The sequence below is a fragment of the Corynebacterium sp. HMSC062E11 genome, from assembly GCF_001811845.1.
GTDB lineage: Bacteria > Actinomycetota > Actinomycetes > Mycobacteriales > Mycobacteriaceae > Corynebacterium > Corynebacterium hesseae.
This window is the reverse complement of the sequence record NZ_KV806839.1, coordinates 172846-186882: the sequence shown is the minus strand read 5'-3', so window position 1 is coordinate 186882 and position 14037 is coordinate 172846. Positions and strand designations below refer to the sequence as shown.

13 protein-coding genes are annotated in these 14037 nt (G+C 61.2%); 2 read left to right on the top strand and 11 right to left on the bottom strand.

All coding sequences use genetic code 11. The features are described from left to right. Positions 1-37 precede the first annotated feature (37 nt). Together HMPREF2822_RS12680 and glgB are read left to right on the top strand one after the other, a co-directional pair. Positions 38-2044: a maltotransferase domain-containing protein gene (locus tag HMPREF2822_RS12680; RefSeq protein WP_070525277.1), complete on the top strand. Its 2007-nt coding sequence runs from the start codon at positions 38-40 to the stop codon at positions 2042-2044. 106 nt (positions 2045-2150) lie between these two features. Further along, the gene (gene glgB, locus HMPREF2822_RS12675) at positions 2151-4271 is read left to right on the top strand and encodes a 1,4-alpha-glucan branching protein GlgB (protein ID WP_070525273.1); all 2121 of its coding nucleotides are present in this window, start codon (positions 2151-2153) and stop codon (positions 4269-4271) included. A 91-nt stretch (positions 4272-4362) separates the two neighbouring features. Here glgB and HMPREF2822_RS12670 read toward each other — a convergent pair whose 3' ends face one another. The 11 genes from HMPREF2822_RS12670 to atpA form a co-directional block, all read right to left on the bottom strand. Continuing rightward, positions 4363-4761: an arsenate reductase/protein-tyrosine-phosphatase family protein gene (locus HMPREF2822_RS12670; RefSeq protein ID WP_070525205.1), complete on the bottom strand. Its 399-nt coding sequence runs from the start codon at positions 4759-4761 to the stop codon at positions 4363-4365. 47 nt (positions 4762-4808) lie between these two features. After that, positions 4809-6386: a peptide ABC transporter substrate-binding protein gene (locus tag HMPREF2822_RS12665; RefSeq protein WP_070525203.1), complete on the bottom strand. Its 1578-nt coding sequence runs from the start codon at positions 6384-6386 to the stop codon at positions 4809-4811. A 206-nt stretch (positions 6387-6592) separates the two neighbouring features. Continuing rightward, positions 6593-7522, bottom strand: a complete 930-nt coding sequence (locus tag HMPREF2822_RS12660; RefSeq protein ID WP_070525201.1) for a tetratricopeptide repeat protein — start codon at positions 7520-7522, stop codon at positions 6593-6595. Next, the gene (locus HMPREF2822_RS12655; RefSeq protein ID WP_070525199.1) at positions 7519-7827 is read right to left on the bottom strand and encodes a thiamine-binding protein; all 309 of its coding nucleotides are present in this window, start codon (positions 7825-7827) and stop codon (positions 7519-7521) included. The genes HMPREF2822_RS12660 and HMPREF2822_RS12655 overlap by 4 nt, the downstream gene beginning before the upstream one ends. A 10-nt stretch (positions 7828-7837) precedes the next feature. Further along, positions 7838-8122: a hypothetical protein gene (locus tag HMPREF2822_RS13785; RefSeq protein WP_083299155.1), complete on the bottom strand. Its 285-nt coding sequence runs from the start codon at positions 8120-8122 to the stop codon at positions 7838-7840. Then, positions 8122-8814 (bottom strand): endonuclease NucS, encoded by a 693-nt coding sequence (nucS, locus tag HMPREF2822_RS12650; protein WP_070525197.1) that lies wholly within the window; start codon positions 8812-8814, stop codon positions 8122-8124. The genes HMPREF2822_RS13785 and nucS overlap by 1 nt, the downstream gene beginning before the upstream one ends. Positions 8815-8837: 23 nt before the next feature. Then, the gene (locus HMPREF2822_RS12645; RefSeq protein ID WP_070525192.1) at positions 8838-9323 is read right to left on the bottom strand and encodes a DUF2550 domain-containing protein; all 486 of its coding nucleotides are present in this window, start codon (positions 9321-9323) and stop codon (positions 8838-8840) included. A 197-nt stretch (positions 9324-9520) separates the two neighbouring features. After that, positions 9521-9889 carry a F0F1 ATP synthase subunit epsilon gene (locus HMPREF2822_RS12640; protein WP_070525187.1) on the bottom strand — a complete coding sequence of 123 codons (369 nt, stop codon included), beginning with the start codon at positions 9887-9889 and terminating at the stop codon, positions 9521-9523. A gap of 10 nt (positions 9890-9899) precedes the next feature. After that, complete coding sequence (gene atpD / locus HMPREF2822_RS12635) at positions 9900-11348, bottom strand: F0F1 ATP synthase subunit beta (protein ID WP_010187062.1); 1449 nt, start codon at positions 11346-11348, stop codon at positions 9900-9902. A 3-nt stretch (positions 11349-11351) separates the two neighbouring features. Then, complete coding sequence (locus tag HMPREF2822_RS12630) at positions 11352-12335, bottom strand: F0F1 ATP synthase subunit gamma (protein ID WP_070525185.1); 984 nt, start codon at positions 12333-12335, stop codon at positions 11352-11354. A gap of 56 nt (positions 12336-12391) precedes the next feature. Next, positions 12392-14032 (bottom strand): F0F1 ATP synthase subunit alpha, encoded by a 1641-nt coding sequence (gene atpA / locus HMPREF2822_RS12625; protein ID WP_070525183.1) that lies wholly within the window; start codon positions 14030-14032, stop codon positions 12392-12394. Positions 14033-14037 lie beyond the last annotated feature (5 nt).

Genomic DNA, 14037 nt, shown 5'->3' with positions numbered 1-14037 from the left:
CCCGGTGAAACTGCCACAGCTGCATTATTCTATGGGCATGACTCAACGCCTTGGTATCGACGATGTCCGCCCCTCCCTCTCCGGTAATGCAGCCTCAAAGGCCGTTGTCGGAGAGGTCGTTCCTGTTACCGCGCTGGTGTGGCGTGAGGGCCACGATGCCGTCGCCGCGACGCTGTCGGTGTGGAACACTGACTCCCCGTCCACTTCTGCCGTGACCATGACGGTGGACCCGGAGAATCCGGACCGGGTCCACGGCGTGTTTAGCCCGGCCACCGCCGGCCGCTGGTTCTTCCGCGTCGACGCTTGGTCGGATCCGATGTCTACGTGGCGCAACGCGGTGGTCAAGAAGATGGAGGCCGGGCAGTCCGCGGAGGAGCTCAGCAACGATCTCTTGCACGGCGCCGAACTTTTCGAGGAGGCGGCAATCCAGTGCCCGAGCGACAAGGCGGATCTGCTCTTTAAGGCGGCGAAGGAGCTGAAGGATGAAACGGGGGACGTCGACAAGCGCGTGCGCACCGCGCTGTCCGACGAGGTCGCGGACGTCCTCCACCACCACCCCCTGCGCCACCTGCTGGTGGAGGGTGACATTCACGAGGTCCTCGTGGAACGCCGCGAGGCCCTCTACAGCTCCTGGTACGAGCTCTTCCCACGCTCCACCGGTGGCTGGGATGACGAGGGCAACCCCGTGCACGGCACATTTAAGACCACGGCACAGGCACTCGAGCGTGTGGCCGCCATGGGTTTCGATACCGTTTACTTCCCACCCATCCACCCCATTGGCAAGGTGCACCGCAAGGGCCGCAACAATTCGGTGGTGGCTGAGCCCGGTGATGTGGGCTCGCCCTGGGCCATCCAAGATCACTCCACCACACACCCGGACCTGGGCACCATGGAGGACTTCAAGGAGCTGGTCAAGAAGGCCGCCGACTTGGGCCTGGAGGTGGCCCTGGACCTGGCTCTACAGGCCTCCCCGGACCACCCGTGGGCTAAGACCAACCCGGAATTTTTCACCGTCCTGGCCGATGGCACCATTGCCTACGCGGAGAACCCGCCGAAAAAGTACCAGGACATCTACCCGCTGAACTTCGATAACGACCCGGACGCCATCTACGCGGAAATCTATCGCATCGTCATGATCTGGATCGAGGCCGGCGTGCATACTTTCCGCGTGGACAACCCGCACACCAAACCGGCTAACTTCTGGAACTGGCTGATTTCCAAGGTGCACGTCACCCACCCAGAGGTCATCTTCCTCGCCGAGGCCTTCACCCGCGCCCCGCGCCTGTTCGGCCTGGCCAAGGCTGGATTTACGCAGTCCTATACCTACTTCACGTGGCAGACCTCCAAGCACGAGCTCACCGAATTCGCGCAGATGCACGTGGAGCAGGCCGATATCTGCCGCCCCAACCTCTTTGTCAATACCCCGGATATTCTCCACGAATCCCTGCAGACCGGTGGGCGCGCCATGTTCGCCATCCGCGCCACCCTGGCGGCCACGCTCTCCCCGCTGTGGGGCGTGTACTCGGGCTTCGAGCTCTACGAGCACCAGGCCGTCAAGCCGGGCAGCGAGGAATATCTCGACTCGGAGAAGTACGAGCTGCGCCCGCGCGACTTCCAGGCCGCTGTCAAGTCCGGTGACTCCCTGGAATCCTATATCCGGCTGCTCAACCTCATCCGCCGCGAAAACCCGGCCCTCCAGCAGCTGCGCACGCTGCGCTTCCACAACACGGATAACGAGGCCATCATCGCCTACTCCAAGGCCGATCCTGCTACCGGCAACGTAGTGCTCGTGGTGGTCAACCTGGATCCGCGCAACGCGCAGGAGGCCACGGTCTTTGTGGATCTGGCCGCCGTGGGCCGCCACCCGGGTGAACACTTCACAGTGCAGGACACCATCAGTGGTGCCGCCTACGAGTGGTCCGACCGCAACTTCGTGCGCCTGGAGCCGCTGCGTGACGTCGCCCACATCTTCATCCTCCCGCCAGCCCACCATGACCTGCAGGAGCGCATTGCCTGGCGCCGAGTGAACGACTACCGCGCCTAGGTTCTTAGGCCCCTGAAACCCCACGCTGAACCAGTACCCCCTTCATGGGTAGCGCGGGGTTTCTCTTCTGCCCCGCGAGCGGGTGTTGTTCGGTAATTTGGTCTTTATGAACATCCCGGCCTCAGACCTCGAACGCCTTAACAACTGCCGCCACCACGCGCCCCATGATTTTTATGGCTGGCACGACGGAACCGTCCGCACTCGCCGCCCCGGTGCCGAAGCCGTCGAGCTCGTCACCGCTTCCGGCACCACCGCGATGCGCGCGGTTGGGGATGATATCTGGGAGGCCCCGCTTACCGAAGAAGCAGACTACCGCCTGCGCATCACCTACCCGGGCCAGCCCGCCATCGAGGTAGCGGACGGCTATCACTTCCTGCCCACCTTGGGAACATTGGATCAGCACCTCATCGGGGAAGGCCGCCACGAGCGCCTCTGGGAAGTACTGGGTGCAAATCTCAAGAGCTACACCACCGACCTGGGTGAGGTCGAAGGAACCGCATTTGCCGTATGGGCGCCCAACGCGGAGGGCGTGGCCGTGGTCGGTGACTTCTGCGGCTGGAACCCTACCCAGTACCCCATGCGCAGCCTCGGCTCCACGGGCATTTGGGAGGTCTTCATCCCCGGTGTGGGCGAAGGCGAGCGCTATAAGTTTGCGGTCCACGGCAAGAACTCCCCGCGCATTGATAAGGCGGATCCCCTGGCCAAGCGCACCATTGCCCCGCCGGAGACCGCCTCCGTGGTGGCCCGCTCCAATTTCAAGTGGAGCGATGAAGAGTGGATGAGCAAGCGCACCGGGGACCTCGACGTCCCGATGAGTGTCTACGAGCTCCACGTCGGCTCCTGGAAGGTAGGCGCCAACTACAACAGCTTGCGCGAAGAACTCATCCCTTACCTGGTGGAGCACGGCTTTACCCACGTGGAGCTGCTGCCCGTGGCCGAGCACCCCTTCGGCGGTTCCTGGGGTTACCAGGTCTCCGGCTACTACGCTCCCTCCGCGCGCTGGGGCTCCCCGGATGAGCTGCGCGCGCTTATCGACGATTTGCATAACGCTGGCATCGGCGTCTTTATCGACTGGGTGCCCGCGCACTTCCCCAAGGACGAATGGGCGCTGGGCCGCTTCGACGGGCAGGCACTCTACGAGCACCCGGACCCGCGCCGCGGTGAGCAGGCCGATTGGGGCACCTACGTCTTCGACTTCGGCCGCAACGAGGTTCGCAACTTCCTCGTGGCTAACGCCCTGTACTGGGCCGAGGAGTTCCACGTCGACGGCTTGCGTGTCGACGCCGTTGCTTCCATGCTCTACCTGGACTACTCCCGCGAGGAATGGCTGCCCAATATCTACGGCGGGCGCGAGAACCTGGAGGCAGTCCAATTCCTCCAGGAGACCAACGCCACGCTGAACCGTAACCACCCGGGCGTGCTGACCATCGCCGAGGAATCCACCTCCTGGCCAGGTGTGACCGCCCCGACGCATGAGGGCGGCCTGGGCTTTAGCCTGAAGTGGAACATGGGCTGGATGAACGACACCCTGGAGTACTTCAAACACGAGCCGATTCACCGCCGCTACCACCACGGTGAGCTCACCTTCTCCATGGTCTACGCCTACTCGGAGCGCTACGTGCTCCCGTTTAGCCACGACGAGGTGGTCCACGGCAAGGGTTCCTTGTGGGAGCGCATGCCGGGCGATGACTGGAACAAGGCCGCGGGCCTGCGCGCGCTGTATGGCTACATGTTCTCCCACCCGGGCAAGCAGCTGATGTTCATGGGCCAGGAGTTTGGCCAGACCACCGAATGGGCAGAGGGCCACTCCGTGGACTGGTCCAACTTGGAGGGCTGGGGCAACGAGTGGCACCACGGCATTAAGCGCCTGGTGCGCGACCTCAACGCGGTGTACAAGCAACAGCCGGCCCTGTGGACTCAGGACTTTACGCAGGATGGCTTCCAGTGGGTGAAAGCTGACGACGCCAATAACAACATGCTCGGCTACGTCCGCTACGGCAAGGACGGCTCCGCCTTGTTGGCGGTGTGCAACTTCTCCGGTAGCTCGGTGCCCAACTATGACCTCTGGGTGCCGCGCGATGGCGAGTGGGAGCTGCTCATCAACACAGACGACGCCGTCTATCAGGGTGCTGGCAACGACCTTGCCCACCGCGTGCGCTCCGAAGGCAACCACGTACAGCTGCACCTGCCGGCCAACTCGGTGCAGTGGTATGCCTTCCGCGGCTAGTTTCTAAGAACACAACTGCCCGACCTGCCAAAGATCACCGCTGAGATCGAATTCCAGCCGCTAGTTTTGGCAACTCGGGCAGTTGCAGTTTTCAGTCTCGTGCGTGAGTATCGAGGAAAGCTCTTACGCGAGCATCAATGTCATCGCGCAACGCATCCATTCGCTCCCCTCCCTCTAGACCACGCACGGACGGGTCCTCAATCTCCCAACGCTCAGCCACTCCGTCATAGTCGGCATCACCGACGATGATGACGTGATCCACCGAAGACGCGAGGCCGGCATCAAGCAACGTTGGCGTTCCTGACATGTCGGCGCCGACCTTTGCAAGAGAGGCCTGCGCCTCGGCGTTCACGCCCTGCGCACGATGCTGTTCAGTGGTCTTTACGCCTGCGGAGTGAACTTCCCAATCGGGCGCATGCTTCTTAGCTAAGGCAGCCGCCATCTGAGACTTACCGCGGCTGGTATTGCAAAGGAAAAGTACGGAGGTCATGCCTCCGCACTTTAGTCATATTTCGGTGTGCCTGTAGGGCCAGATCCCTAGTTCTTCTTCACCGCGTAGTACACCGGCAGGGACTTCCAGTTGAAGGTCACATCCTCCACGTTCTTCGACCAGCCGCCGACCACGTTCGGGTAGAACAGCGGGATTGAGGGAAGGTCACGCAGCAGCAGCTCCTGTGCCTGGTTGTAGAGCTTCGCGGCTTCCTCCTCATTTGCGGCGCCGTTGGCCTTCACAATCAGTTCATCGAACTCCGGGTTGGAGTACTTCGAGTCATTGGAAGCTACACCCGTGGTGAAGTTTGGCCCAAGGAAGTTACCCATCGAGGGATAGTCAGCGAACCAAGCCGTGCGGTAGGCGCCATCCATACGCTCGGTGCGGTAGGCATCGCGGAAGGACTTGAAGTCCGGATAGGGGTTCCCCACGGCTTGAATTCCCAGCGTGTTGCTGATGTTGTTGGCTACGGCATCGGCCCAGTCTTTGTTGTCACCATCGGTGTTGTAGTTGATCGGGAACGAGCCTTCAAACGCACCGTACTTCTTATCGGCCTCCGCCCACAGCTTCTTGGCTTCCTCCGGGTTATAGTCCAGGTTTTCCGAACCGGGCAGGCTGTCGTTGTAGCCATTCAGCACCGGTGACGTGAACTCGCGGGCCGGTGTGCGGGTGCCATGGAAGATGGTCTCCGCGATCTCCTCACGGTTGATAGCCATCGAGATTGCCTTGCGGCGCAGCGTGCCTTCTTCCCCACTAAAGTGCGGGGTCTCCATGTGGATGGACATTTCCAGGTAGGTAGCAGCCGGCTTGGTTTCTTGGCGGCCGGCCAGGTCCTGCTCATAACTACCGAAGGCAGACGAAGGAATGGCTTCGAGCACGTCGAGGTTATTCGCCAACAGGTCCATGTAGGCTGCGCTGGAATCGGCGTAGAAGGCGAATGCGATGCCGTCGTTCTGCGCTGCGCGGTCGCCCTTGTACTCCGGGTTCGGCTCGATGATCAGGTTCTGGTTGTGGTTCCATTCCTTGATCTTGTAGGGGCCGTTCGACACCGGGGATTCGCCAAAGCCCTGTGGGTCCTCCAGCGCGGCCGCGGGGACTGGGAAGTAAGCGTTGTAGCCTAAGCGGCTCGGAAAGTCGCTCTCCGGTTGGGTGAGTTCGATGGTGAAGGTGCGCTCATCGATGACCTTGAGGCCTTCCATTTCTTTGACGCCTTCCCCGTAGCCCTTGATGGAGGAGAAGAAGCTCTCATTGAGCTGCTCGTTGGCCACCGCGTAGTTCCACGTATCGACGAAAGAATCAGCCGTCACGGCTGAGCCATCAGAGAACTTCAGGTCAGGCTTGAGCGTGACCTTGTAGGTCTTCTCTCCTTCCTTGTCGATGGACTCCGCCATCTCGTTGTGCACGTTGCCGTCGGCGTCGTAGTACACCAATCCGGAAAACAGCATGTCGACGATGCGTCCGCCGCCGTTCTCATTCGTCATCGCGGGAATGAGCCCCTGCTGTGGTTCAGTACCGAGCACGCGAACATAGTTGGATCCGCCGGCACTATCGGAGCTATCGCTTCCGCAGGCGGTAAGGCTAAGAGCAAGAGAGGCGGCGCCAACAACGCCGAGGAGCTTGCGCATGAGAGTCCTCCTGAAAGAGTCAAACAACCATTGTGCTGTATCGCACAAACAGGAATTTAACATGCCATACGTCACATCATTGCTTGAACGCAAAAAAGACCCTCAGGAGAAGACTCAACTGAGTCATCCTGAGGGTCCAGCCCGCGACAGTCCGGGAAGGTCGCTCTCGGGCCCGGCACAAGCTGGCCCCTTTTACTACGCCGTCTTTAATACAACGCGCTGGCCAGCTTCGTGCGCGCGGCCAGTACGCGCGGGTCACCGGAATCAAAGAGCCCAAAGAGCTCCAAGAGGCGGGTCTTGAGCTGTTCCTTCTCGTCCCCGGCGGTGCGCTTCATGGCCTCGATGAGGCGCTCGAAGGCGCGGTCGGGGGCGCCGGCGACGACTTCGGCATCGGCGGCGTCGAGCTGTTTTGCCACGTCCTCTGGGGCGGCATCGGCGGCGGCGATGGGGTCCTCGCTACGGTTAGCCGGATCCAAGCGCTTGAGCAGCACAGTGGTGTCACGCGCCTGCTTAATCTCCGCATTATCCGGCTCGGCGGCCAGAATCTCCTCGTAGGTAGCGATGGCAGCGTCGAAATCGCCACGGTTGAGCGCGTCCTCAGCCAGGCCCAGGCGAGGATCTGCTGCTTCTTCCTCTGGGCTCTCCCCCGCCACATCTTGGTCAGGCAAACCTTTGAGCTGGGGGCCGAGCTTGTCGACGATCGCCGCTACCCACTGCTCTAGGTTCTCGCGCGGCTGCCCGCCCTCGAAGTTGGTGACGGGCTGGCCGGCTGCGATGGCAACGGTGGTCGGCAGATTCTGCACGCCGAAGACCTGCGCCACCTGGGGCACGACATCAGCGTTGATATAGCCCACGATGAACTTGAGCCCACCGGCAGCCGCCATCTCCTCGAAGTCCTTCTTGAGCTGCTCGGAGGCCGGGGAGCGCGGCGAGCCGATCAGAGCGATAACCGGCACCTCCGCGGAACGGCGCACCAAGTCATTCTCAAAGTTCTGCTCGGTGACCTCGAAGAAAGGGGCAATTCCTCCGCCGGAGTTAGCAGCTCCGGCATTTGCGGATTGAGCTTGCGCCCGCGCCTCCGCCTGCTGCTTGATGGCGCCGAGGTCGAGGGCTCCTCCTACGTACGGTCCGGTCACTTATTCTCCTCCAGGTAACGATTAACGGAATCTACTTTTTGGGTTATCTGCCCGGTCACGCCTTCGCGGATATCGGCTTTAATCACCAGGCTGGTACGAGGCGAAACCGCGCGCACGGCATCGGTGGCTTCCTTGATAACCGCGAAGACCTCATCCCACTCGCCTTCCACAAGGGTAAACATGGCATTGGTCTCATTGGGTAAGCCGGAAGCACGGACAACACGCACGGCTTCGGCGACGGCCTCGGACATCTCAGCGCGTTCATCGCCCACGACGGAGGGGGCTACGGAAAAGGCAACAATCATGCCCGCTATCCTACCGCCGCTCCCAGCAGTGCCGGTGCCAATGGCGACGGTCGTCAGCGCGCCCACCGGTATCCCGCGGCCACGCCACGATGTGCGCCACCCCAGGAGGGATGTTTTGGTTGCATCCCGGACACACGTAATACTTCTGGGCGGCGGCACTACCGACGTGCCGCATGAGGAATGGCTCCCCATGAGTCCAGCGTGGTCCGGGAACGGTCTGTGAACCGAGGAACGAGCTTCCATCGCGCGGCAGGGAGCGCGGCTCCTCACGAATTCTGCGGTTGCGGCGTGGCACTAGAACAACCGCAGCTCGTTGGACTCGATGCCGCGCAGCTCTTGGTAGTCCAAGATGACACAGCGGATACCGCGGTCTTCCGCCAAGGTCCGCGCTTGGGGCTTGATTTCCTGCGCTGCGAACACACCGTGGACCGGTGCTAGCAAGTCGTCGCGGTTGAGCAACTCAAGGTAGCGCGTGAGCTGCTCGACGCCATCAATTCCGCCGCGGCGCTTGACCTCGACCGCTACGAATTCATTCTTGGAGTTCTTGGCCATGATGTCTACCGGACCAATCGCGGTGGGGTACTCGCGGCGCACCAGCGAGTACTTCTCCCCCAACGTTTCGATGTGTTCCGCCAACAGCTCCTGCAAGTGGGCTTCCACGCCATCCTTGACCAAGCCGGGGTCTTCTCCCAGATCCATGTCAATCTCCTGGTGGATCTGGGCGATGGTGATGCGCAGCTGCTCACCTTTCGGGTTTTCTACCAGCCACAGCTTCTCTCCTGTGTCCTCGCCGTCGATATCCTCAATCGCCGACTCCTCAAAGGTGCACGGCGGAGTCATCCAGTTCAGCGGCTTATAGGCACGGTCATCCGCATGGATGGACACCGAACCGTCGGCTTTGATGAGGATGAGACGGTCCGCCATGGGAAGGTGGGCGTCGAGGCGGCCTACGTAATCTACGGAGCATTGGGCGATGACAACACGCATGCCCTCTACCCTATCGTTGGGCGCTACTTCTTTGGTAAGCGGGTAGCGCGCTGGCGCATCTGGCGATAATCCAACTTCTCTTGGCGCTTCGACGGCGCCGATTCCACCCACGCGTTCAAGGCCATGATCCCGTGCGCATCGGAGGCAATCTCATAGTCCCGCCCATCGATGCTAATCCGGATGATCTGGTGGCCAGAGGGCATAAAAGAAGCCTCGTCATCATCCATTGGGCGGGTGCTGCCCAGTTCGATGTCGAGGCGATTAAAGCGTTTGTTGGCGCGCGGCAATACGGAGCGAAGCTTGAAGTACTCCATATATTCACCGTCATAGCGCACGAGGCCATGACGCCACGTATGGGAGTCCTTCGAAGGAAGCCGGCGCAGAAGGATGCCCGTTCCGCGGGAACGCACCGTAAAAAACCGTACTGCGGCCAGAATGACGACAACCAGAAAAATCAGTGCGCACAGACCTAAAAGAATAGATAGCCCTTGGAGCACCTGAGAGTTCATGGGTTGATTTCCTTCACCGCGAGTAAGAAACGTTGCGTTGATTCTACCGCTCGCGGAGGAGACAATGCTAGTCCTTGCTTGACCTTTGGCGCAGATCACGAAGGAACCCCACCCCCTCTTAGCGAGGGTGTGGGGTTCCTAGGTGAGAGTGGGAAGGGCGGTCATTGCTGCCCGTCGTTTCCCTCTCCGCTCATCCGTTAGCTGTTGAAGCGGCGGGCGGCGCGCAATGCGGCATCGCCACGGGACCTCGTCAGCTCGCGCTCAGACTTCAGGTCTTCCTGTGCCTGTGCTTCATCGACCTCCGAGGCCCAGATGGCCCAATCAGCGAGGACGGTGATCTTGTTCTCGGACACGGAGAGGAAGCCACCCTGGACAGCGGCGACACGACGATCGCCGTCCGCCGGGTGGATGGTCACTACACCATTGTCGATCAACTGACCGACCATGGGCTCATGGCCAGGAAGCACGCCGATCTCACCCTCGGTGGTTTCAGCCGTCACCATGGTGGCCTTTCCGGTCCACAGCAGGCGCTCGACGGAAACCAATTCGGCGGTGATGTCAGCCATGTGCCTCTCCCTACTTCTTCTCGGTCAGCTTCTTGTACGCAGCCTCGACGTCGTCCAAGCCACCCAGGCCGTTGAAGGCCTGCTCCGGGTAGTGGTCGAATTCGCCGTTGCAGATGCGCTCGAAAGCATCGATGGTATCGGCCAGCGGCACGTAGGAGCCCGGCAGGCCGGTGAACTTCTCTGCGACGAAGAAGTTCTGGCCCAGGAAGCGCTCGATGCGGCGAGCACGCTGAACGGTGATCTTGTCTTCCTCAGACAGCTCGTCCATACCAAGGATGGCGATGATGTCCTGGAGCTCCTTGTTCTTCTGCAGAATACCGATGACACGCTGTGCCACCTCGTAGTGGCGCTCGCCCACGATGGACGGCTCCAGAATACGAGAGGTAGAGGTCAGCGGGTTCACTGCCGGGTAAATACCCTTCGAAGCAATACCACGGTCCAACTCGGTGGTGGCATCGAGGTGGGCGAAGGTGGTCGCCGGAGCCGGGTCGGTGTAGTCATCGGCCGGCACGTACACGGCCTGCAGGGAGGTAATGGACTTACCCTTGGTGGAGGTAATACGCTCCTGCAGCACACCCATCTCATCAGCCAGGGTCGGCTGGTAACCCACGGCAGAAGGCATACGGCCCAGCAGGGTCGACACCTCAGAACCGGCCTGGGTGAAACGGAAGATGTTGTCGATGAACAGCAGCACGTCCTGGTTCTGAACATCGCGGAAGTACTCCGCCATGGTCAGGCCGGACAGAGCCACTCGCATACGGACTCCTGGCGGCTCATCCATCTGGCCGAAGACAAGTGCGGTGTCTTGAAGAACGCCCATCTCCTCCATCTCGAGGAAGAGGTCGGTGCCCTCACGGGTGCGCTCGCCGACGCCGGCGAAGACGGAGGTACCGGAGAACTCGCGTGCGATACGAGTAATCATCTCCTGGATAAGAACGGTCTTACCCACACCTGCACCACCGAAGAGGCCGATCTTGCCGCCCTTCACGTACGGGGTCAGCAGGTCGATGACCTTAATACCGGTCTCCAGGATCTCGGTCTTACCCTCCAGCTGGTCGAATGCCGGCGGCTCGCGGTGGATGCCCCACTGCTCGCCGTCGCGGCCCAGACCCGGCTGGTCAAGACAGTCACCGAGGGCGTTAAAGACGTGGCCCTTGACCACATCGCCCACCGGGACGGAAATCGGCTTGCCGGTGTCGGTCACGGCTGCACCGCGGACGAGGCCGTCGGTCGGAGCCATGGACACGGCACGGACGAGGTTGTCACCGAGGTGCTGAGCGACCTCAAGGGTGACGGTCTTTGCAACAGCCTCGAGGGTCACCTCGACGGTCAGTGCGTTGTACAGTGCCGGCAGCCCGCCACGCGGAAACTCCACGTCGACGACCGGACCGATGACACGCACCACACGGCCGGCGGTAGCCGACGACTGTGTGTTCTGCTCTTGCAGAGCTGTAGTCATAATCTAGTCACTTTCTGCGCTTTCGGCGAGCGCCCCAGCGCCACCGACGATCTCTGTGATTTCTTGGGTAATCTGCGCCTGACGGGCCTGGTTGGCCACGCGCGAGAGGTCCTTGACCAGCTCGGTAGCGTTGTCGGTTGCAGACTTCATTGCGGTACGGCGTGCGGCGGACTCGGAGGCCGAGGACTCCAAGAACATCGCAAACAGGAGGCGAGAAACGTACTGCGGAAGCAGCGCTTCCATCAGGGTGTCCGCATCCGGCTCGAAGTCGTAATCAGGAGTGATCTGATTATTCGGCTCGGCGTCGGAAAGCGCGGACTCACCCAGGTTGTAGTCCTCTTCCTCGATAACCGGTACCACCGGCAGCAGCTGCTGCACACGCGCGGTCTGGGTCAGCATGGACTCGAACTCGGTGTACACAACGTGTACTTGGTCGAAACCGCGAACGGTCTCGCCCTCCAGGTGGATACCCTCACGGGTCTTGGCCTGGCCATTCGAACCGGCAACGAAGCCGTCGATAATGTGGCGGCGCACGTCGTGCGTCTTTTCCCAGGTCGGATCCTGCGAGAATCCAGTCCAGCTGCCAGCGACCTCGGCCTCACGGAACTTGTAGAAGCCAACGCCCTTATTACCGGTGACGTAGCGGACGGTCTCGAAACCCTCGCTCTTCAGCAGGGCTTCCAGCTCGGCCGCCTTCTTGAAGATGTTGTTGTTGTAGCCACCGCACATACCGCGGTCAGAAGAGACCACGAGAATGGCGGCTACCTTGGCATCTTCGCGTTCCCGGAGCATCGGGTGATCCAGGGACGTGTGCGCCGCCAGCTTGTTGAGCACGCTGGACAGTTCACGTGCATAAGGCTGTGCCGCTTCTACCCTGGCCTGAGCCTTGGTAATGCGCGAGGTAGCAATGAGCTCCTGTGCCTTGGTGATCTTCTTGGTGGAATTGACGGACCGGATACGGTCACGCAGTTCACGAAGATTAGCCATGGTGTTCGCTCCTCCCTTCTTTTTCTAGACGGTTAATTCTTAGAGCGTGCGAAACTCTATTTGGCCGTCTTGCGGGAGACGTTGAGCTCGGTCTTGTTCACGTCATCCGCGGCGAGCGGGTCAACCGGCGCCTCGGTGCCGAGGTTGTGGCCCTCGGTCGTGCGGAAGGACGGAGTGAAGTCCTTAGCTGCTGCAACAAGTGCATCCTTGGACTCGTCGGTCAGAGCGGTGCCGCCCTGGATCTGCTCGAACACCTGCGGGGTTGCAGAGTTGAGGTGATCGTGCAGCTCCTTCTCGAAGCGGCGTACGTCCTCGACGGGAACGACGTCGAAGATGCCCTGGTCTGCGAGGAAGATGGACACCATCTGGTACTCGACAGGCTGCGGGGAGGACTCGGACTGCTTGAGCAGCTCGACGAGACGCTCACCGCGCTCCAGCTGAGCCTTGGAGGCCGGATCCAGGTCGGATGCGAAGGCCGCAAAGGCCTGCAGATCGCGGTAGGCAGCCAGCTCAAGACGCAGGTTACCGGCGACCTTCTTCATACCCTTGGTCTGTGCGGCACCACCAACACGGGAGACCGACACACCAACGTTAATTGCCGGACGGACGCCCTGGTTGAACAGGTCGGACTCCAGGAAGACCTGGCCGTCGGTAATAGAAATAACGTTGGTCGGAATGAAGGCGGAGACGTCGTTCGCCTTGGTCTCGATGATCGGCAATGCGGTCATGGAACCTGCACCCATGTCGTCGGAGAGCTTCGCAGCGCGCTCCAGCAGACGGGAGTGGAGGTAGAAGACGTCGCCCGGGTAAGCCTCGCGGCCCGGCGGACGGCGCAGAAGAAGGGAAATCGCACGGTAGGCCTCGGCCTGCTTGGTCAGATCATCGTAAATGATCAGGACGTGGTTGCCCTGGTACATCCAGTGCTGACCCAGAGCTGCACCGGAGAACGGTGCCAGCCACTTGAAGCCGGCGGCGTCGGATGCCGGAGCCGCCACGATGGTGGTGTACTCCAGTGCGCCGTGCTGCTCCAGGGTGTGGCGCACACCAGCAATGGTGGAGCCCTTCTGGCCGATGGCGACGTAGATGCAGCGAACCTGCTTGTTCTTGTCGCCAGATTCCCAGTTAGCCTTCTGGTTCAGGATGGTGTCGATACAGACAGCGGTCTTACCCGTCTTACGGTCACCAATGATCAACTGACGCTGACCGCGACCAATCGGGGTCATCGCGTCAATAGCCTTGATGCCGGTCTGCATCGGCTCTTCCACCGGCTGACGCTGCAGCACGGACGGTGCCTGCAGCTCGAGGACGCGGTCCTCTTCAGCGGTGATCGGGCCCATGCCGTCAATCGGCTGGCCCAGGGGGTTAATTACGCGGCCGAGGAATTCCTCGCCCACAGGGATGGAGAGAACCTCGCCGGTCCTCTTGACCTCGTCGCCTTCTTTCAGCGACTCGAAGTTGCCCAAGACCACGACACCGATGGAGTTGGTGTCAAGGTTCTGTGCGACGCCAATCACGCCGCCGGGGAACTCGAGCAGCTCATTCGCCATGACGGACGGCAGGCCCGAAACCTGCGCAATACCGTCAGCTGCCGAAATGACCACGCCGACCTCCTCACGGGAGGCCTCCGCGGAGTAGCTCGAGGTGTAGTTCGCAATCGCGCTACGGATCTCATCGGAGGAGATCGTCAGCTCCGCCATGTTCT

Excerpts from the sequence above, each read along its gene's own strand:
- HMPREF2822_RS12680 (WP_070525277.1), top strand. The coding sequence starts at position 38 with ATGACTCAACGCCTTGGTATCGACGATGTCCGCCCCTCCCTCTCCGGT.
- glgB (WP_070525273.1), top strand. The coding sequence starts at position 2,151 with ATGAACATCCCGGCCTCAGACCTCGAACGCCTTAACAACTGCCGCCAC.
- HMPREF2822_RS12670 (WP_070525205.1), bottom strand. The coding sequence starts at position 4,761 with ATGACCTCCGTACTTTTCCTTTGCAATACCAGCCGCGGTAAGTCTCAG.
- HMPREF2822_RS12665 (WP_070525203.1), bottom strand. The coding sequence starts at position 6,386 with ATGCGCAAGCTCCTCGGCGTTGTTGGCGCCGCCTCTCTTGCTCTTAGC.
- HMPREF2822_RS12655 (WP_070525199.1), bottom strand. The coding sequence starts at position 7,827 with ATGATTGTTGCCTTTTCCGTAGCCCCCTCCGTCGTGGGCGATGAACGC.
- nucS (WP_070525197.1), bottom strand. The coding sequence starts at position 8,814 with ATGCGTGTTGTCATCGCCCAATGCTCCGTAGATTACGTAGGCCGCCTC.
- HMPREF2822_RS12645 (WP_070525192.1), bottom strand. The coding sequence starts at position 9,323 with ATGAACTCTCAGGTGCTCCAAGGGCTATCTATTCTTTTAGGTCTGTGC.
- HMPREF2822_RS12640 (WP_070525187.1), bottom strand. The coding sequence starts at position 9,889 with ATGGCTGACATCACCGCCGAATTGGTTTCCGTCGAGCGCCTGCTGTGG.
- atpD (WP_010187062.1), bottom strand. The coding sequence starts at position 11,348 with ATGACTACAGCTCTGCAAGAGCAGAACACACAGTCGTCGGCTACCGCC.
- HMPREF2822_RS12630 (WP_070525185.1), bottom strand. The coding sequence starts at position 12,335 with ATGGCTAATCTTCGTGAACTGCGTGACCGTATCCGGTCCGTCAATTCC.
- atpA (WP_070525183.1), bottom strand. The coding sequence starts at position 14,032 with ATGGCGGAGCTGACGATCTCCTCCGATGAGATCCGTAGCGCGATTGCG.